At 45.2% G+C, this 18,822-nt stretch carries 24 protein-coding genes; 11 read left to right on the forward strand and 13 right to left on the reverse strand.

Translation table 11 applies throughout. From position 1 onward, the window contains the following. From NT178_08255 to NT178_08285, 7 genes are all read left to right on the forward strand, one after another. On the forward strand, nucleotides 1–978 hold a 978-nt coding region (locus NT178_08255), incomplete at its 5' end, for an efflux RND transporter periplasmic adaptor subunit (GenBank protein MCX5812521.1). Continuing rightward, nucleotides 975–2,438 carry an efflux transporter outer membrane subunit gene (locus NT178_08260; GenBank protein ID MCX5812522.1) on the forward strand — a complete coding sequence of 488 codons (1,464 nt, stop codon included), beginning with the start codon at nucleotides 975–977 and terminating at the stop codon, nucleotides 2,436–2,438. The genes NT178_08255 and NT178_08260, both read left to right, overlap by 4 nt. Next, nucleotides 2,438–2,599, forward strand: coding sequence for a hypothetical protein (locus NT178_08265; protein ID MCX5812523.1), 162 nt, complete (start codon nucleotides 2,438–2,440; stop codon nucleotides 2,597–2,599). The genes NT178_08260 and NT178_08265 overlap by 1 nt, the downstream gene beginning before the upstream one ends. Nucleotides 2,600–2,868: 269 nt before the next feature. Further along, complete coding sequence (locus NT178_08270; protein ID MCX5812524.1) at nucleotides 2,869–3,327, forward strand: DNA-binding protein; 459 nt, start codon at nucleotides 2,869–2,871, stop codon at nucleotides 3,325–3,327. A gap of 64 nt (nucleotides 3,328–3,391) precedes the next feature. Beyond that, entirely contained in the window at nucleotides 3,392–4,204 is an 813-nt protein-coding gene (locus NT178_08275; protein MCX5812525.1) for a hypothetical protein, read from the forward strand. 6 nt (nucleotides 4,205–4,210) lie between these two features. Continuing rightward, nucleotides 4,211–4,465, forward strand: coding sequence for a hypothetical protein (locus NT178_08280; protein ID MCX5812526.1), 255 nt, complete (start codon nucleotides 4,211–4,213; stop codon nucleotides 4,463–4,465). 15 nt (nucleotides 4,466–4,480) lie between these two features. Then, nucleotides 4,481–4,702, forward strand: coding sequence for a hypothetical protein (locus NT178_08285; protein ID MCX5812527.1), 222 nt, complete (start codon nucleotides 4,481–4,483; stop codon nucleotides 4,700–4,702). A 525-nt stretch (nucleotides 4,703–5,227) separates the two neighbouring features. Here NT178_08285 and NT178_08290 read toward each other — a convergent pair. The 4 genes from NT178_08290 to NT178_08305 form a co-directional block, all read right to left on the reverse strand. Continuing rightward, entirely contained in the window at nucleotides 5,228–5,503 is a 276-nt protein-coding gene (locus tag NT178_08290) for a helix-turn-helix transcriptional regulator (GenBank protein ID MCX5812528.1), read from the reverse strand. Continuing rightward, nucleotides 5,500–5,856, reverse strand: coding sequence for a type II toxin-antitoxin system RelE/ParE family toxin (locus NT178_08295; GenBank protein ID MCX5812529.1), 357 nt, complete (start codon nucleotides 5,854–5,856; stop codon nucleotides 5,500–5,502). Before NT178_08295 ends, NT178_08290 begins: the two co-directional genes overlap by 4 nt. A gap of 91 nt (nucleotides 5,857–5,947) precedes the next feature. Next, the gene (locus tag NT178_08300; protein MCX5812530.1) at nucleotides 5,948–6,382 is read right to left on the reverse strand and encodes a hotdog fold thioesterase; all 435 of its coding nucleotides are present in this window, start codon (nucleotides 6,380–6,382) and stop codon (nucleotides 5,948–5,950) included. A 103-nt stretch (nucleotides 6,383–6,485) separates the two neighbouring features. Then, nucleotides 6,486–6,728: a hypothetical protein gene (locus NT178_08305; protein MCX5812531.1), complete on the reverse strand. Its 243-nt coding sequence runs from the start codon at nucleotides 6,726–6,728 to the stop codon at nucleotides 6,486–6,488. Between the two features lie 239 nt (nucleotides 6,729–6,967). Here NT178_08305 and NT178_08310 point away from each other — a divergent pair, with 239 nt between their 5' ends. The 4 genes from NT178_08310 (at nucleotide 6,968) to NT178_08325 (ending at nucleotide 9,108) form a co-directional block, all read left to right on the forward strand. Continuing rightward, nucleotides 6,968–7,657: a nuclease-related domain-containing protein gene (locus tag NT178_08310; GenBank protein ID MCX5812532.1), complete on the forward strand. Its 690-nt coding sequence runs from the start codon at nucleotides 6,968–6,970 to the stop codon at nucleotides 7,655–7,657. 51 nt (nucleotides 7,658–7,708) lie between these two features. Continuing rightward, entirely contained in the window at nucleotides 7,709–7,969 is a 261-nt protein-coding gene (locus NT178_08315) for a hypothetical protein (GenBank protein ID MCX5812533.1), read from the forward strand. Nucleotides 7,970–8,036: 67 nt separating this feature from the next. Then, nucleotides 8,037–8,354 carry a hypothetical protein gene (locus NT178_08320; protein ID MCX5812534.1) on the forward strand — a complete coding sequence of 106 codons (318 nt, stop codon included), beginning with the start codon at nucleotides 8,037–8,039 and terminating at the stop codon, nucleotides 8,352–8,354. Nucleotides 8,355–8,502: 148 nt separating this feature from the next. Next, nucleotides 8,503–9,108, forward strand: coding sequence for a recombinase family protein (locus NT178_08325; protein MCX5812535.1), 606 nt, complete (start codon nucleotides 8,503–8,505; stop codon nucleotides 9,106–9,108). Nucleotides 9,109–9,291: 183 nt separating this feature from the next. Here the strand turns inward: NT178_08325 and NT178_08330 are convergent, their stop codons facing one another. The 9 genes from NT178_08330 to NT178_08370 all read right to left on the reverse strand — a co-directional run. Continuing rightward, nucleotides 9,292–10,116 carry a nucleotidyl transferase AbiEii/AbiGii toxin family protein gene (locus NT178_08330; GenBank protein MCX5812536.1) on the reverse strand — a complete coding sequence of 275 codons (825 nt, stop codon included), beginning with the start codon at nucleotides 10,114–10,116 and terminating at the stop codon, nucleotides 9,292–9,294. Continuing rightward, complete coding sequence (locus NT178_08335) at nucleotides 10,113–10,895, reverse strand: type IV toxin-antitoxin system AbiEi family antitoxin (GenBank protein MCX5812537.1); 783 nt, start codon at nucleotides 10,893–10,895, stop codon at nucleotides 10,113–10,115. The genes NT178_08330 and NT178_08335 overlap by 4 nt, the downstream gene beginning before the upstream one ends. A gap of 136 nt (nucleotides 10,896–11,031) precedes the next feature. Then, nucleotides 11,032–11,844, reverse strand: coding sequence for a hypothetical protein (locus NT178_08340; protein MCX5812538.1), 813 nt, complete (start codon nucleotides 11,842–11,844; stop codon nucleotides 11,032–11,034). 50 nt (nucleotides 11,845–11,894) lie between these two features. After that, nucleotides 11,895–13,550 carry a DUF262 domain-containing protein gene (locus NT178_08345; GenBank protein MCX5812539.1) on the reverse strand — a complete coding sequence of 552 codons (1,656 nt, stop codon included), beginning with the start codon at nucleotides 13,548–13,550 and terminating at the stop codon, nucleotides 11,895–11,897. A gap of 107 nt (nucleotides 13,551–13,657) precedes the next feature. Then, nucleotides 13,658–14,491 (reverse strand): C-terminal helicase domain-containing protein, encoded by an 834-nt coding sequence (locus NT178_08350; protein ID MCX5812540.1) that lies wholly within the window; start codon nucleotides 14,489–14,491, stop codon nucleotides 13,658–13,660. Nucleotides 14,492–15,159: 668 nt separating this feature from the next. After that, complete coding sequence (locus NT178_08355; protein ID MCX5812541.1) at nucleotides 15,160–16,014, reverse strand: CBS domain-containing protein; 855 nt, start codon at nucleotides 16,012–16,014, stop codon at nucleotides 15,160–15,162. Between the two features lie 122 nt (nucleotides 16,015–16,136). Beyond that, nucleotides 16,137–17,441: a hypothetical protein gene (locus tag NT178_08360; protein MCX5812542.1), complete on the reverse strand. Its 1,305-nt coding sequence runs from the start codon at nucleotides 17,439–17,441 to the stop codon at nucleotides 16,137–16,139. Between the two features lie 45 nt (nucleotides 17,442–17,486). Further along, nucleotides 17,487–18,092 carry a hypothetical protein gene (locus NT178_08365; protein MCX5812543.1) on the reverse strand — a complete coding sequence of 202 codons (606 nt, stop codon included), beginning with the start codon at nucleotides 18,090–18,092 and terminating at the stop codon, nucleotides 17,487–17,489. Between the two features lie 202 nt (nucleotides 18,093–18,294). Beyond that, on the reverse strand, nucleotides 18,295–18,822 hold a 528-nt coding region (locus NT178_08370), incomplete at its 5' end, for a hypothetical protein (GenBank protein MCX5812544.1).

The following is an 18,822-nucleotide window of genomic DNA, read 5'->3' on the forward strand; positions in this document are numbered from 1 at the left end:
ACCGTTGCTGTCGTCTCGCCGAAGCCGGGCCAATCCGGATCGAATCTGTCCCTCCCCGCCGAGGTCAAAGCGCTGGTCGAAACACCGATCTACGCGCGCGCCAACGGGTATCTCAAGAGGAGGTTTGTGGACATCGGCAGTCACGTTAAGGCAGGGCAGCTTCTGGCCGAGATTGACGCACCGGAGCTCAATCAGGAACTCGCGCGCGCCCGGGCACAGATCAATCAGGCCGAAGCAGCCCTCGGGCTTTCGAAGCTCACAGCTGAGAGGTGGGCTGGTCTCCTGAAGACCGCGAGTGTCAGCGAACAGGAAAACGCAGAGAAACAGGCCGACTACAAACTCAAGACTGCCAGTGCCGAGTATGCCCGCGCTGAGGTGCGCCGTTTGGAAAAACTCGAGTCTTTTACCCGGATAACCTCGCCATTTGCGGGCGCTATCACGGTCCGCAATATCGATACGGGCGATCTCATAGTCTCAGGCTCCGGCAAAGAGCTTTTCCACCTGGCTCAGACGGGGAAGCTTCGCATATTCGTGCAAGTACCCCAGGCGATGGCCCGAGGCATCCGGTCCGGCCAAAGCGCTGACATGACCCTTTCGGAACTTCCCGGTCGGACGTTTAAGCCAAGAGTGATCCGCACTGCGGGTGTCATGGCATCGGACTCAAGAACGCTCCTCGTAGAACTTGAACTGGATAACCAGAAAGGGGAGATCATGGCGGGAGGCTATGCCCAGGTGCGGTTTACTGAGGCAAAAATGGAGGCGGCGCTGACGCTCCCGGCAAACACGGTCCTGTTCCGCCCGGAAGGGCCGCAGGTAGGCATCGTCCAGCCTGACAGCAAGGTCGAGATGCGCATTGTGAAGCTCGGGCGCGATTTCGGGCAAACGATTGAGATACTGGCAGGCGTGAACCCCAAGGACCGTGTCATCGTGAACCCTTCAGACTCCCTCGCAACTGACAAAAAGGAGAAGAGCCGATGAAGACAATTCAATATTCTGCTTTTCTATTAGTATTGGGGACAGTGTTAATGACCGGTAGCTGCGCGGTTGGCCCGGACTACGTGCGCCCGGAAGCCACGACTATCCCACCGGCATATACCGGGGTATCCGATGAGTGGAAAATTGCGGTACCCCAGGCGCATGTACCCAAGGGTAACTGGTGGGAAATCTTTGGCGACCCTGAGTTGAACCATCTGGAGACTGAAGCCGCTGAAGCTAATCAGGACCTCAAGGCATCTTACGCCCGCTTCAACCAGGCCCGTGCCGTTATTGATGTGACTCGCTCCGGTTTTTTTCCCCGCCTGAGCACCTCTTTTCTGCCTGTGGAACAGCGCGATTCTGAAAACCGGCCTGTCGGAGGAAAGCCAGGCCAAACCTATGACACCTTCACGCTGCCCTTTGACATGAGCTATGAGCTTGATCTCTGGGGGCGGGTCCGGCGCACCGTGGAATCCGCCAAGGCCCTAACGCAGGCCAGCGCGGAAGATGTCGAGTCGGTAAGACTTGCTATGCAGGCGGAAGTGGCTGCCAACTACTTTACGATCCGTGCCTTGGATTCAGACAAAACCCTACTCCTATCGAGCATCGAAGTCTTCCGTAAGTCACTCGAACTGGTCCGCAATCGAAGGACGGGCGGCATGGTTTCAGACCTGGACGTGGCCCAGGCAGAGACCGTTCTCAGAAATACGGAAGCTCAATTGCCCGATACTGCGTTACAACGGGCAAAGTTCGAACACGCCCTGGTCGTGCTAACCGGGAAGAATGCATCTCTTTTCCATGTGCCGGAGCGAACGCTCGATATCAAGCCTTTTATCATTCCACCTAACTTGCCCTCCGAATTGCTGGAGAGAAGGCCCGACATCGCCAGCGCCGAGCGCCGTATGGCTGCTGCAAACGCCAACATAGGTGTGGCTACTGCAGCATTTTTCCCGACCATTAAGCTCAGCGGATCGGCCGGATTCCAAACCGGAGATTTGAACGCAAACAGAAATATGAGTGACCTGTTTGTGTTGCCGCCGAGCCTGTTTTGGGCTGTTGGCCCATCTGTAACACTCCCATTGTTCCAGGGAGGACAACTTATCGCCGGTCTTAGCCAAGCAAAGGCTGCTTACGAGGAAACTGTGGCCCGCTACCGCCAAACCGTGCTTGCCGCTTTTGCGGATGTGGAAAATAACCTTGCGGCTGAGCATCTACTGGCTAACCAATATGAAAAGGTGGCGACTGCGTCGAAAGCCGGGGAGAAACAGTTGGAAATTGCCAATAATCGTTACAATGCAGGTCTTGTAACGTATCTTGAAGTAGCGGCAGCCGAAAATATTTCGCTTGGTATCACTCGAACTGCCACACGTCTGCGTGGTCAACAACTGGTAGCGGTCGTGGCCTTGATCAAATCGCTCGGCGGCGGCTGGCAACAAACAAATAAAGATGGTGGAGGATTTTAATGCGGCTCCAGTTCAATGACCCCAAGCTGCCAACTGCGATCCCTGTATCACTGCACTCTTGTCTGGTGGGTCTTGTCTTCTCTCTGCTCATAAGCTGCCTGCCGCTGGGTGCGACCGTTATTATCGGCATTCTGGCGGGCGCTGCTGCTATGGTAAAGTAAGGTATGCTTCTCATGACTTGTCTAACCCTCGGCATTACGGAGGCATTTTTTCTTATGCCCTGTTTGTACACGATATTCGCAAGAGAGAAGGTATTGTATTCAGAAAAATAAACTTTGGAAAGTTGAAGAGGTGCTTCGTAGATAAGATACATGGAAATATGGATGGAAGGTACTAAAAAGATACACAATGTTGTTTATTGTAGTATTTATGAGAGGGACGTATAATGGAGAAATACAGGCTTGCAACGTACACAAAGAAAGGAGAAATCATGAAAAAGTTATTTGTTGTTATTACAGTGTTTTCAATTATAACCCTTGGTTTTACCGCTGAATCTTTTGCTCAAAAGGGCGCCATGAAGTGGCAAGGCAGTGGCGGCTGGGGTCCTGGAACATCGTATAACAGGATGTATGACCCTGCAAAAGCAGAGACACTCTCAGGAACGGTTGGAGCAATCACACAGGTTACACCCATGAAAGGAATGCGCTCAGCAGTGGCACTTACATTGAAAACCGACAAAGAGACCATTTCAGTTCACCTCGGTCCGGATTGGTATATAAGTCGGCTTGATACAAAGATCGAAAAGGGTGACACAATTGAGGTGAAGGGCGCACGAGCAACATTTTTTGGAAAACCTGCCATTATCGCCGGTGAGATAAAGAAAGGCGAAAATATTCTTGTCTTGAGGGACAGCGCTGGCATACCTGTCTGGTCGGGCTGGCGGCGGTAATGTATTCGCAACAAACCCCGCCTTTTGAGCCTGGGCGGGGCTTCTCCCTCTCATCAAGGTTGCAATGAACTTTATTAGAAAGGATAATGTTCCTGAAATCATCAGAGAGATATGGCCAGCCCTGGTTGTATTGCTAAGTACGCTTATCATTTCTTTCTTTGCAGAGCGTATAGGATTTCTTGAAGTAAAGAAAGAGTTGTGGAAAATACTTCTTCGCTTTTTTCGCTTTACCTTCGTTCTGTCCCTTCCCCTCCTCCTTCTCCCATGGGTATCTTCCATGATGCGTGGTGTTTTGCATAGCAGCAACAGACAGTTGATCCAGATTCAGGAAGAGCGGGCAGAAACGGTAGACCCTTTCAATAGTTGGTTTATAAGACCCCTTCAAGGCATTGGACTTCTGATGCTCATAGCCACAAAGTTCTTGATCGTTTTACAAATATATACGGGCGCAACAGCCGATTCTTCTGTCGTTTTGCCACCAACCGTGTTTAGTTTCGGGCGATTTTTTGTTGTTACTTTCCTTACCTTAATTACATCGGTGCTACTCTCTTTTCTCTGGTCTCTGGATGATCTGGGAATCCGCCATATCAATCGAAAAACAGGAGAAATCAGGATGATAGGAAAGTACCTTGGCGTGCTTCTTCCTGTGCTCTTTGGCTTTTATGGCTTTATTAACCTTTTTAAGGTACACGAACTTCAGACAGCCGTCATGTACGTTGCTCAGATGGTTCTGATCCTGTATCCTTCTTTTGTGATCTTTGCCGTACTTCATTATCACTATATCCGGAACCATGAGAAGATGTTGTTAAAAAGGCTGAAAGTAGTGCCACGAGCTATCATAACTGACGAGAGACAATCGACTGTGCCCACGGCTTGAAATAATGTGCATAATATCAATAGCAGAATTTATGGAAAATCGGCGATTAAAGATGTGGAGGTAAAACATGAAAAGAGTGGTATTGGCAAGCTGTTACTGTTGATGAATTTTTCTTCGGTAGCACATTCTGAAGAAAATAATCTGGAACAATGTATTTTGAATTTCAACTATCAAGAGCGAAAGGAAATGAAAATCGACAGCAAGGAACTCATAAAACTCATAAAAAAAGTCCAGTTTATAGACATTCGTTTTAAAGATTAGTTTGAGGCTTGGCAAATGGGGTTTATCGTTAACATTCCTCTCAATGAACTTCCAAAACGCCTCAATAAATTGGATAAAAACAAAATTATTGTAACGGCTTGTCCCCACAAGGATCGAGCTATAAATGCACTGGTCTTTTTGAAAACAAAAAGATTCAAAACAAAATATCTTGAGGATGGCCTTTTAGGTTTCTTGGAATACCTGAGAGGAGAGAATGCAAAAGAACTTCTAAAGTAATTCTAAACAGGGATCAAAAGGGATCCCCCGGTAAGTGCTTCCATTCATCATCCATGTTGTTAGATTTCATAATTTTCTTCACAAAGCCAAAATAATATCCTCTTCCAATCATGGCTACCTTTCTTATGTTATTACAGGATATTGTCCATTTTAGTACCAGAATAAATTAAGAAATACCCCCATGCTCTATGCCTATAAGCAACTCCTCAACTTCCCGGGTCCCCGCATCGGCCTTGAAGCAGTTGAAAAGGAATCGCTCCGCCAAGACCATGCCATGTGCGCTGTTTAGCCATTCCAAAGCATCTGTCTTAATCTCAAATATCCCTTCCGCAAAAGCTATGTGAGCAAAACCATAAAGCCTGTCACTTTCTGAAACTATGAGATAGGCACCTTATTAATGGTAATAAATACGTCCGAACAAATGCACAATGTGCAGATTTGTATTTGAAGTCAAGTATTCCCAAATTATAGGCTGATTTATTTAGTACAGGAAGACTTTATGAAGCGACAGATCAAACCGTTGTGTTAAGAAATCTGTAAACGTAATTGCTTCCCGAGTGCTGCTGCAAAACGCTCCAGGGTTGATAGCTTGATGTCTTCTGCATGGTTGTCGATTCTCGAAATTGCGGTTTTTCGGGTGTTGAGCCTGAGAGCCAGCTCTTCCTGCGTTAAGCCTGCTGACTCACGAGCCTGACGAAGAATTACCCCGATTTTAAACTGTTCATAGCCTTCTTTGTAACCTTCGGCAAATTCCTTATCTATTTTTTTTCTCTGATCAATATATTGCTTAAGATCGCTCATGGTTTCATCCTCCTCTTTAAGAAATCTTTCCTGTATGTCTCTGCCTTTTCTATCTCCTGTTTCGGTGTTTTCTGACTTTTCTTTACCAGTCCGTGTGTAAGAACGACTACGGAGTTACCGAGAAAAAAACAGAATATGCGATATGTGTTTGAACCGGATTGAATTCTGCATTCCCATATCTCTTCAGTACCGACAAGTTTTTTGAAATATGAAGAAGGTACAATATCCAAATCCTCTAACAGACTCAAAACCCATGTTACTTTCTGTGCAGCTTTTGCCGGCAATGAATCAAGAAACTCCTTTATCGGGCAGTTTCCACTAACCGTTGTATAGAATGTAACAACTCTGCTCACAGAATAATGTTAACTTTGATGTTAACCTTTGTCAAGACAGTTTTTCATGTACAATGCAAGCGTAGATGGAGATTTCCTTCTTCATGCTCAGCTATTGTTCTATTCTGGGATCAATTGGCTTTCCGGTTCTGTATGATACGCTTTTCATAGTTGCAACCAATGTTCTAATTCCTTCCTTTTCCATATAGACGTTAAATAAAAAAGAAGCTGTCCTTCTGCTATGCGATAGTGTTTTTCCTTCAACAACAAGTATCGTTCCCGGATCAGGACTTGCGTGGTAGGTAATCGAACAGTCCAGGCCAACAGAAATGTTGTTTTTGTTATTTCCTAATACCGAAAATGCAGCATCAGCAAGAGAATAAATAACTGCACCATGCGGGCAGTTGTACATGTTGAGCATATCATCACGCAACTGCATATGCATTGTAATTGTTTCATCTGTAAGTGTATCAAGGACAATTCCCATGGATTTTGCATAATTGTCTTTGTCGAACTGCTTCCTTACAATATTGAGATGTTCCTGCACGGGTATACTCCCTGATAGTTATTTATCTTTTTACCATCTATGTTTTATGAAAATGAGCTTATCAGTATCAAATTCTAAAGCCCTTTTCCGATCCTATCATGAATCAGGCAAGTAATTTGACAGCTTCCACTCGGTTACAATGCGTATTTTTGATCCACACATCGAAACTCTCCTCTTTCGTTACGTTGTGCAATGTCTCTTCTCCTGATGAGTCCAAAGGTCCGGTTATTTCATCAGCAATATCAAGAGCGCAGCGCTGACGAACCTCAAATACGGTAAATCCTTCGTTGGTTTCTACAGCGGCCAAACCGTTTTGCAGATTAAGAAACCTTACAATCCCCTTCATTTCAAATGTCCTTTACGTTGATTTCTGCCTTTACACCTCTTTTGAGACTAATACTTTGACAACAATTACTCATTTTGTCCTCTTATATTAGTTTCTAACAAATAAATCATCAAGATTTTTATTTTTCTATATACAATTTACAGAAAATTACAAAAAGTTTGACGGATATTTCCTTGTCGGATAATATGTGTACCGTGGTTATAAACCACTGCTACTACACGATATTAATAGGAGGTTTCATGAAAGAGATATATATGTCAAATTATTTGAGGGATACCCTCATAAAGCATAACAGGGCCATAGGGGTTACAGGCCTTGCAGCAGTTGCCGCAGCAGGTGCAGGTATTGCACTTAATATGCCGGCAATAGGTATAGTACCCATGATAGCAGGGGCAATAATAACAAATAACCATTTAAGGAAACGTTCAATCTGTAAAACAGGCATTGAAGGAGAAGATACGTTGAGGACATACCTTAAGAACATCCTCTCCGATGAATATACTGTTCTTTATAATGTCCCCGTAGAACATGGAGACATTGACTGCCTTGTAATAGGGCCAAAAGGTTTATATGCCATAGAGGTAAAGAACCATAAGGGCATAATCACCTATACGAATAATACATGGAGGCAGATTAAAAGGGGAAGGAAGGGCAACTCCTATATCGGTAAGTTAAACAATCCCTCCATGCAGCTTATAGGAAATATCAAATGGCTTAAAGGATACCTTGGAAGATACGATATAAAACCCTGGATCAACGGACTTATAGTCTTCACACATCCGGAGGCAATACTCTCCATAGACAACCTGCCAATCGTAAAAGCCATAAAACTGGAAGACCTAAAAGATGTTTTCCTTGAGAAAGATACCTTGTCCCCCATAATACAGCAATCCACAGAAACCCATCTTCTACAACTCATGGCGGCATAAAACAGACCGGGGGAGAAATCCCCCGGTAACAAACAAATAAGGAGAAACGTTATGGATAAAATCAAGGTCTATAAAATACTGGCAGGCAAGTTCAATGAATCAGAAGCGGAAACAATCATAGACTATGTTGAATCTGCCGGAAGATGCAAAACACCATCGGGAATGGACTTAACAGACAGAGTTCAAAAACTGGAAATGGATCTGAAACTGCAATACCACAAGCTCGATAAGAAAATAATAATGGGTCTTATTATTGTAATGGGGATTACCCTGATCCTTATCAAGTCCTTGGCTCAAGCGGTACTGAAATAGATGATATCCCAACAGGGGGATATTACATACCCTGTTGGGAGTCGAAAAAATATATTTAAGGAGAATTATGAATTTCAAAATAGACTTTTACAATCAATACACCTTCTGGTGTCTGGCTATTATAGCTGTAGCATTGCTTTACTGGACATGCGTGTTTATTGAAAGAATCTTTTATAACAACAAGGCAAAGAAATGGAGGAACGCCTATCCTACACTGGAAGAGTATCTGTCAATATACCCTTACTGCAAAACAGACATGGGTGTGAAATGCTTTAACTGCGATTCCTTCCAAAGACGTTTTTTCTGGTGGGACAGATCAGGGAAAGGACGAAGGGTGTTTTATTGTCAGCACTGCGGGAAACATTTATATAGGGGTGAAGGATGATAATCCGTATGGAGTAGGTAAATGACAAATTCGGTTTATCTGACGTAATAAACGACCGTTTTAATAGGGCAGTTTTTGACTATGAAAGTGAGATTAATCTTTTGAATTACTGAACAACGAAACTATCAAAGAAAGGTTTATATAGACAATGAAAATTATAGCGTATCTCAGGGTCTCTACAAATACCCAGGATCTCAACAATCAGAAATTTGAGATACTAAATTATACAAACAAAAACAACCTTAAAGTCGATGAATTCATCGATGTAGAGGCATCCAGCAGGAAGGACTCCAATACAAGGCGTATTACTGAACTTATGTCCAAAGTAAAAGATGGTGATATGATTATAACCGCTGAACTCTCAAGATTGGGCAGAAGCATTGTTGAGGTGATAAATATCGTGAATGAATTGATAACAAGAAACATCCGTCTCGTTGTCATCAAACAGTCTCTTGATATAAAAGGAAGCCATGACATGCAGTCAAAGATTCTCATCACCCTGTTTTCCTTATTAGCCGAACTGGAAAGAGACCTCATATCAGAGAGGACAAAATCCGCCCTTCATGCGGCGAAAATAAGCGGAAAGGTACTTGGTAGGCCAAAGGGCAGCATATCTAAAAGTAAGCTTGACGGTAAAGAGGATGAGATACGGATACTCTTACAGAAGAAGATAAGTAAATCAGCCATAGCAAGGATACTGGATACAAGCAGAACAAACCTCACCGGTTTTATGAGAAAGAGAAAATTCGTATAGAGTTGCCATATAGAATATATAAAATGGGATGCCCGCAATGTAAGGTGCTCTATTCATATCGGAGGGAATCGGGATAATCGGACTAAAAATATATTGCAATCTTTGATATAGACGGAAAACTGATAAAGTTCAAATCACCATCGGATGCAATAATCAATGAAGGTAATGGGTGTTGTCATAACATTAACCCTTTTTTGGTTTTTGTACTTTCCCTTGCCATGGTTCTCCCTGAATCAGAGGAGCTAAGCGATTCATAAAAAAATCCGCTGCTTTATGCAAATCGTAGCCGGTATCGGCAATAAGCAGTAGCTTTATATCTTCAACAAAATTTGGGTCGTTGAGCTTCTCAAGAAGATTTTGTTCAAACTCTGCACGGGATACCTTATGGCCTTCATGCTCCATGTACTGCAGGAAACATTTGATCACCTGATCCGGTTGAGCATTCGTTGTTGTAAATGCCATCCACAGGTCAAAGAGGTCACGGCCTTTTTTACGCTGATACAGTGCCCTTAATTTTGTACCCAGAAGTTCGTTGAGGTGGTAGGTTAATATGGATGCCCTGCCGGAAAACCAACGCGATTTTACTTCAAAGTTATGTTTGTTGAATCCAAGAACAGAAAAGTGCTCACGGGAATTAATCTCTACTTTTAGTCTCAGGGGCAATCCATCTTCGGATTCCATACGGTATGTCAGCGTAACACGCCCTTCGGACTGCTTCCGCTTCGGACTACCAAGCCAGGAATTGAGTTTCTCCTGCACGGCGTCCATTACAGGACCAATGGGTCCGGGATGTGTCTGGACAAGGTCGATGTCCTCAGAATAGCGAACCGGTGGTACATACAGCTTAAAAAGGGCAGTCCCTCCGCGGAATGCTACGCTCTCTGATAAAGAAGGATGACCAAATATCTCCACTAATGCCCTGCTGATGATCAGGTCCTGTTCAATCTGGTAGCTCTGGGGCCAGGGGGCAAACTTCTTCCACTCAGATATAAAATCCTGGGGTATCAAACTTCTGCCTCCACGCTGGCATTTACCAGTATGTTCCAGCGCTTCAGAGGACTGGTTCCATGAAAAGGCTGTGATGGAACAAGCGGGGTTGGTACCGGTTTCTTGAAAGCCACATATTTCGCCAGTTCCTCTGCCTTGTCCTGTGCCCCTACCAGATCGAGGAGATAACCAAGCCGTTGAGCCCATGCTATAGGCGAATGTCCTGCAATATTGGCAAGGATGGTCCCGTCAATCTTTTCATGAAGTTCAGACAGGATGGTTGCTACATTATCCAATCCTGCTGCATGGTGAGGATACCCTACCAGATCAAAGGCAGTTGCTGCCGGCGTTGATATTTTCAAATATCCTCGTGGGGTCTTGACATCTTCGATGGGTATTCTCTCCATATTTTTTCTGGCAACAAATTCTACCCTGACTTTTCCACACACAATCCCGGGTCTGTTCCTGGCTACTATAACCTGGAAAACTTGCGGGTGGTGGTGCGCAGTTCCGTGATACTCGGCAGCACTGAGGAGCCCTGCATAATACTTTTCACCCAGATGCTCCATAAGGGAGGGGATGAAGTGGCTTGCAGGTAAACATCCATTGTCCCTGAACTCAGGAGATAAAATCACGTAAAAACCCTTGTAAGGCATGGCGAGTTCACCATTTTGCCGCAAACGGCGGAGTGCTGCACGAGCGGCAACATCAGTTGAACCAAGAGCATCAACAGCTTCCTTGGCACTAAAGCAGTATCGTCCCCTTGCCATGAGCTCAGATATGAATTTAATTGCGGACATGCATCCCTCTATCAATGAATTACTATACTTAAGTAACACTAATCGTTACTTTAGTCAAGTGATTAGTGTATTAGGTTATTCAGGTTACTGCTTAACTTCTTCCTTCAGCACCCTGATATTGTAGTAGAAATCTGAATTAATATACATAGCCTTCCTTAAGGTAGATGGGGTCCTTAGCCTCTATCTCAAAATCAACTCTGGACAAAGCTTTAGAAACTGCGAGGGCGGATATTAAGCTATCGAGAGCGTCGCCTTCTGTATCCACGAGAATGGAATCAAGCACTTGTTTAGATGAAATCTCCAACAATCCCCTTGCCGTGAGTTCTTCAACAATACGCAACCTTGCATTACGTTTTTCAGCACCTTTTCCCTTGTATGGGCGGCGGTAAAGCCCTTCTCTTTGTAGGGTACTGGCAGGGCAAATTTCCATTACCCAGGTTTTGTCGGGCATCGGAGCCTGCATGGGCAATACACAAACTGATTTATGGGCCACAAGAGGGTGAAGAACATCTCTAATCCCATAATATGTTTGACGATAAAGCCATAGATTGTACGGCGAAAAAGGAGTCTCTGCTTCACGGTCCGTTTGCCTCTTAATCTCCCTATCGGAAGCTCCATCTTTGCAATGCTGTTTGAAATCCTCCGGTGTCTTAAAATTTGAGGGGAAGTTCGAGAGAAAGTGTTCCCAGCTGTGCTGTCGCATCAAGTTTATGGGAATACCAAAGGGGAAATCGAACCCTACCGCTAAGGCATTTTGATTTTCAATCCATTCTACAAGAGCCCTTAGACAGATGTCGCGAGAGCGTGATGACGCGGGCAGATCTGCAGCTCGAAAACACTTAGTGACAAAACACTTTTTTCCATCTGTAGCACCAATTGAAATCCATATTTTCTTGCCGGCATTTCTTGCCCCACTGAAATCTATTCCCACGATTCTTTTCTTCATCATTGGAATACTCTAATAATTGTTTGTGGCATAACGTGTATTTACACTCAACATCATTCTATCTCTTGTTCAGTAGAATCCTTTGCTGGCAATGCTGTCTGACTTTTATCAACATCCTGTTCAATAATTCGTTTCTTCAATTCTCTACTTAAAGCCTTACATCTTTTTAAAAAAAATGTTTCATAATCATCATCAAGAACGCCATATTTTTCTAAATTAATCAGGTGTGATTTCATAGTGGATGCAAGTTGTCGATTCTCTTTGCTAAATTTCTTCATGTATTTCGAGGGAGCCTGTGCCTTAATCTCTCGCTTATTCAGATCTTCGTCAACAATCGTTATGTTGGCTATGTGGTTAATACGCGTATCCTCTAAATCCCGCTTTTTCAAGTATGCCTTTGGAAAGAAATGATGGTAGTTCTTGCTGTTGGCCTGCTTCAGCCAATCGTTGCTGATCCTAACATCAGAGTTGTCGTTGAATGACTTGGGTTGCTGAGAAGTCAGGACACATAACAATGCCTTTATGTATGCCCGACTCACTGAAAACCATCCATTCTTTTCCACGAATTCCGGTGACGTATCGATGGCCCACTCATATTTAGGCAATTTCCCCATGAGAATTTTGTCTATCTTGAGAATATCTTGTGCGAGACGGCTTTCTACGCTCTGAGAATACCTACCTCCGAGAGCCACACGCCAGAAGAAATCCTGAAGATATGATTTAACAGCGCCGGTGGGTTTATGCTTCGCTTTATAGAAATAATATGCGAAGGGGACAATCATATTTGGATAAGGGATCAGATTCGAGACTGGGATACGGTAAGAATCTCTTAAATAATCAGTTGCACTCTTGATTGCCTCGATCGCTGCAGGCCAAATATCGATAACCTTTTTTCGCGGAAGTTTCAGAATGTCTTTTTTTCTACATTCTTTTACTAAAAGCATTGATATTGTTTGAAGCACCACTGATTCTGGCAAAGTTCCATAATTGCTCCCATCAAGCTCTGTAATCAGTTCATCGTATTTCTCAGCCAGATCAAAAGCACGTTTCTGATCGAAGGTTTTTGCTACCATAACCTCAAAGACCGATAGTGGCTTGCCTCCTACGTTCAATCGGGTAAAGATCTCGGTAGCGACATCAATAGGCACCTCTTTGACGAGAACTGTGGCAAACTGGTAGGCATTGATACGGTCTTTATATTCCTGAATCCTGTCTTGTAATGGCTCAGAGTATGAATTGAGAAGCTTAATTTTTCCGTAAAGCAAATCGCGAAGCTTGATTGTACAGTCGCCGTCGTTGTCAGGTAGAACAGTTAGAACTATTTGTTCATCTTCTTTTGCCTTAAGGTCAAGATAGAACTCTGAATAATCGTCCTCGTGGTCTTCGCGCTGTATTTGGAGACCTTTCAAGCTTGCAAACAGGGTCGTAAGGCGCTGCTGTCCATCAATCACGTATTGAATAAAGTCTCCCTTGGGGGTTGGAGGAAGCTTAAGCCCTCCCAGATCACGCAACACTCTCAGTTCCTCTTTCGTCTTCCAGAATATGAAAGTCCCTATTGGATAGCCCTTGACAACGCTGTCCAATAGCTTGGCTGATTTCTCTTTGCTCCACACAAAGTCGCGCTGAAACTGGGGAATCTTGATACTGCCGGTCTCTATTGAGCTCATTATGGACGAGAATGTCAGCGATTGTGGTTCTGGTAAGTTCATAGTATCAGTTCCTCCTTAGTCTTTTCTCTCGGGATTGGTCTCCCATTACCACCTTTCCGTTCCCTCCCCACCGCCTTAAATGGTCGTTATTTATAGGCATGCATCTGTCAGCCCCGTATTTTAGTTCTATCCAAGGATACAATGGAGTCGACTGAGGTAACTTCAAAGTCTATCACTCCTGATCCGTCCCGCAACACGTATGCAGTGTAAGGCTCTCCTCGTCCGTATCTATCAAAACGTCCAACACGTTGATCGAGAGCCCTAGGATCCGATGGTAGGTCATAGTGAATAACGTGGGTAACCTGTTCCAATGTGGTACCCTCTAGCCCTGCATTGGTTCCGATCAGCAATCCGCCTTGCTCCAGAAACTGACTGATAGCGGCCTGCCGATCTGCCAGCCTGCTAACCCCTGTTGCCTTAAAAAGGTTTATTCCCAGGTCATCAGTTGCAGAGTGCAGGTACAACACCGTATCAGCGTAAGTAGAAAAAATACAGATTTTTGGCATTCGGTCGGTTCGGGAATCCACAATCAACCGTATCAGCCTTTTTGTTGCCTTCAGTTTCTCATCCGAAGTAACCTTATCAAGTGCTTCTAGAAGCTGCTCCACGACCAGCAGCCCACTTGTCCTTTCTGTCGTCCACTCATCCAAGTCTGGCGGAGTGGACAGATCAACCTCGTCAAGGTCAGAGTCTGATTCAGGCTGGTCGATATCGCTATCGATCGAAGCAGTCTCAGAAAAACCGATTTGCGACTCAAATCTCAGCTTAAGGCGCTGCAAGCTTTGTTCAATAGCAAAAAGACTGGAAGCTGCACGGTAGTTAAGGAGGCGCGAGAAGAATGGTTCCAGATTGCTCGGCACCCCAACTGCAAGCGCCGGGATCATTTTCAAGAATTCTGACAGGAATTTTATCTCATCAGCACCCCGTGTGAACGAAACCACTTCCAGATCAACCATCGGTAGGTTGATGGGAAGTCCATCCCAGTCCTCCAATACCACATGCCAGTTTGTGAACACGAGAGGCTTCGGGAACCGAGTAAGTTGGCCAGGCGAGGAATGTATCCAAGTCTCCAGAGCTGGGAGCGATGTGGGTGTTAGCAATAACAGCCGGCGGACTACCCTCTCAGCCACTAGCTGATCGAGAAGTGCCCCGCGTCGTGGAGAAGCCATGCGGTGAGCCTCATCAACTATCACCAGATCCCAGGTTACCGCCGATAGACCGCTTACAAAATCGCCCTGCTTTGCTAGGTCTTGGCTGAGAACGAATATGCCCCTAGTATCCCAGGGGGATTGCCCGATAGGTACTACTGCCTCCATTTCGCGAAAGACCTGTCTGTTAACTAGAAGGACGGGAAGCTGAGTTTGGATATCATTAATTCTTAAGCGCCAAAGTTCACACAATGACGCTGGCGAAAGAACTAGAATTCGTTCAGATCCTCGTTCCGTCAGTTCCGAGATAATTGTAACGCAGGAATGCATCTTGCCTGCACCAGGAGAACCCGAAAGCAGCTGAAAAGGCGCGGACTCATCCTCCAGGAACGATGCAACAAATTTAGCCTGCCAAGATCGGAGACCACGAGCCCGAAGGGAAGAAAGAATCGTTTGGTTGCTCATACAACACCCCCTTTGGCCCGAGCTTCGGCGGCCATAGCTCTTGTTAACATCCACTCTCTTTGCATGACAAGGTTCTCGTAGTCCTCTACTTTGATCTCACGAAGATGGAACACAGTGTTTCTCAGGTCGTTTATTATCTCCAGCTTAACTCGTGTCCGTTCTCGGGTTCCCCTGAAGATTGCTTCAAAAAATTGCCAATATCGACCATCCCCTATAATCTGTACATAATCGTGGAAGGTCATATCCTCAAGATTCGTGGGAAGTCTTTCCGGAACATAACATTTGGACAGAGAGGTCTTGGCACATTCCGCCAGTTTGTCTTCGCTGACAGCCAACCGAATTAGTGCACGAAGGGCGAGTTCGATCTCAGCGATTAGCACGAAAGGACTGGCCACCCGGTACAAATAACGCAAGACATCCATGGGAGTTACAATACCTTGGAGTCGGAAAGCCTCCCCCACCAAGACAACATCCTGTCTATCCAAGGCATCGAACCAAGACTGGAATTCGTCCGTGACTCTAGCAAACTCTGCCTTCTCCAAACACTCTTCCACGGTCAAATCCCCCAGATCAACTTTCGAATTTCGCTCAGAGGCGCTGATTGCCAGAACGGTTTCGGAAAATAATCGATATGAGAATACTCCGAGCACTTCGGTTCCAACTACGACTGGAAGCTGAGAGTACCCATGCTGTTTCATTATCGCTAGGGCTTTCACGGCTAACGTCTCGCCTGGAATGGTGAGCACCCGTTGGCTGTCGGGTAACACACGGTTGATTCGGTGGAATAATTCTGTGATCGATCCAGTTGTACCTTCCGACGACGGAAGCACATGTAGTTCAGGGGAATTCATCCTTAAACCTCCTTCACCGATAGCTGATGTTCCATGATTGCTATTTTAAATCAAAGGGCCGCCAGCAGATCGTCCATCGAGTGCATTTGCATAAACTCTTCCTTGGCTTTAGCGCCGTCTTTTCAATCTCCTGGGGCGAATCCGCCCGTCATCAGCCAGTCACCGTTGGTTTGCTTCATATAGAGTTGTCCTTTTCCCCACCCAATACCTTCACCCTTCTCTGCGAAGCATTCTGGACACATATTGGCCCACATAAGCTCCCCTCTAAGACGGCCATCGACGAAGAAATGATTCTCGTCCAACTGGCATCCACATTCATCGCAGGATTCGGGTGGATCAGGATGGTGCTCTCCGTGCATTTTAGCTTGTTTCATGTCAGAAAGTGCCGCTAAGGCCTGCTCTGCAGCAGAGAAAGGCTCCGCCGCGTTGTCCGTGACATCCGGTTCTTCCTCCGATTCATCCACCTCATTTGTTTCCCAGCCTTCAAGGGATGGGTCATCAACACTCAGTTCATAGCCGCCTGAATCTAAATCCATGGCGTCTACCTCGTTCTCGAACGTATCAGCATCATCAACAATCGATAGGCCGTACAAATAATCTGATAGCTCTGGCTCGGAGCAAGGAACCACCTCCCAGGTCATGGCGGTAAAAGAATCGCCACCGGTCTGGGGGCGGTAGAAATGTCCAGCCGAAGAGACCCTGATTACGCCCTCATCGTTGAGTTCGATAGTCCAAAAGTGATAAATCTCGTGATCCCCATATTTTCTCAGAGGTCCCGTCAGATTGAGACGGATATCTTCGTCACGGGTGACCTTTGGCAATCTTTGAAATACCTTGAAGAGCTTACCAACGACGACGATTTTTTCTGGCTTATCAACCAGTGGCGATGCTGCGATCTTCCAAAGCAAAACAAGTACTGCGGAGACAATGTTATCCTGTTCTGCGTCGAAATCGTAAGCGTCGTCCGCTCCATCGTCAGATTCGTGCCCCTCGGCGAATCTGTCTATAGCTTCTTGAACCGCTGTCTTGATTTCGATAAGTGAATCAGTGTCATTATCATCCTCGAATGCTGCTATAATCTCCCTCGCTATTTCGATAGGAGGCTTTTTGTGAGGGAGGTCCTTCCATTGGCGGGAAGGCCAGTCATAGTACATCCTCGACAAGTCATAGGAGTAAGGTTTTTCGAGGTCTGCCAGAAGCCTCTTGAGTATGTGAGGATCGCACCCAGCGGCAACCAACGACCCCAGAAATAAGAACTCGGCTTGCATAGCTTCATTATCTATCTGGGTTTTCTCGGGATCGAAGCTCAGCCATTTGTCATCGTACAGCTTTTTTGCGGCCCACCAGTCCAGGCCTATCGACTCTGCAAACTGTCGGGAGTCGATGGCAAATAGGAACGGTTGACTGTAATTGAGTTTACGAGGCATCGTTCTCTTCTTTCAGTAGGTGGATATGGGGTGGCCAGTTTTCGTTCATAACAGGCTGCCTTGGGGATCGGCCTTTGTAAGCAAGGTTTCCTGGATAGGTTTTTTACGGCGTAGATTTTCCCACTTCTTAGAAAAATCCTTGTCGAGGAGTTCCTTATATGCAAGTACAGAGGCATCTTCTTTCTGAATGTTTTTCAGGGTCAAAAACCGGCTGAGTATCTTTCTTGAAACCAGAGGAAGCGGGATGCTGGAGTCAATTCCCGTGGTCTTGTTCCGACAATCAGCACACAGGATAGCGGCATAATGTTCGTCGCCTCCCACGTAAACCAGGTTAAGATCATAGGGTGACGTACAGCTTGAGCAGACGGGCATGGCGCTCTCAGGCACAGGATCATTCTTGAAATCGAGCTCGCCCTGTCCGGAGTGTACGGATGGCGCGGCCTCATCCGTCCCGGAGTGGCCGGTAAAAATGTCTCCTGACTGGTAGAGGTCCAGCAATACGAATCTGTTGAACTTATCGCCCGGGTTGATCCCCGCCTTGCGGAGTTTTTCTGCTCCTTCGGGGCTGAGCTGATAGGTTACAACACTCCCTTTGATACTCGTGATTACATAAAATCCATCGCGGTCAAGATACTTTCGAAGAACCGGCATTACTACCTCCCCTCATCGCTGATGTATCTCTAATTTATGGGCCTGCATTGTATTATATGTTTCAATTACCTCTTTAAACGCACACTTGTTTATTAATCCATTATTAATCCCTTGCTTCTCTCTGGATTAATAATAATAATATTAATAATATATCGTTATGCTATTACTAGTAGGCCTCGTATTGTGCCTGCGGCACATTTTATTAATCCTTTTCCTTATTTTCTAAAGCCACCCAAACAGGGGATTTTTTCGATCCAATATTTCTTATAAGCTTATTCCGTTTTGCCATCACCTTTGATAGCAATCTATTAATCTTACTTGTTTTTTGTTCCTCAACAAGTATGGCTGGAAGTTTGTCCATGAGAATATCGTTTATCTCTTTTCGTGTGGCTTTCTTGTTTTTCTTAATAAACGCCATGACCAACTCTTGGTAGTGCTGGTCATCAACGCCCCGGTATTTCAGGTACTCTGCTTTTTTATCGATCGCAGAAGCTACACTCCAGGACACGTAAATATTCGGAGACCTGCCCTCAACCAGACCTTGTTTGCGCAGATATTGATATTCATATTTTGTCAACAAGGTCTTTTTCTGAACTTTATCAAGTAGAATTACAGTATATAGATCCAAGTCAGTTTTCTTTATTAATAAACGGGTATAATTTTCGTCAAATATTTTTCCGGAAATTCTTACCTCTACTCTATTGGGATCATTTAAATTATAGTCCGGCAT

It is taken from the genome of Pseudomonadota bacterium (assembly GCA_026388255.1).
Taxonomy (GTDB): Bacteria; Desulfobacterota; Syntrophorhabdia; order Syntrophorhabdales; family Syntrophorhabdaceae; genus JAPLKB01.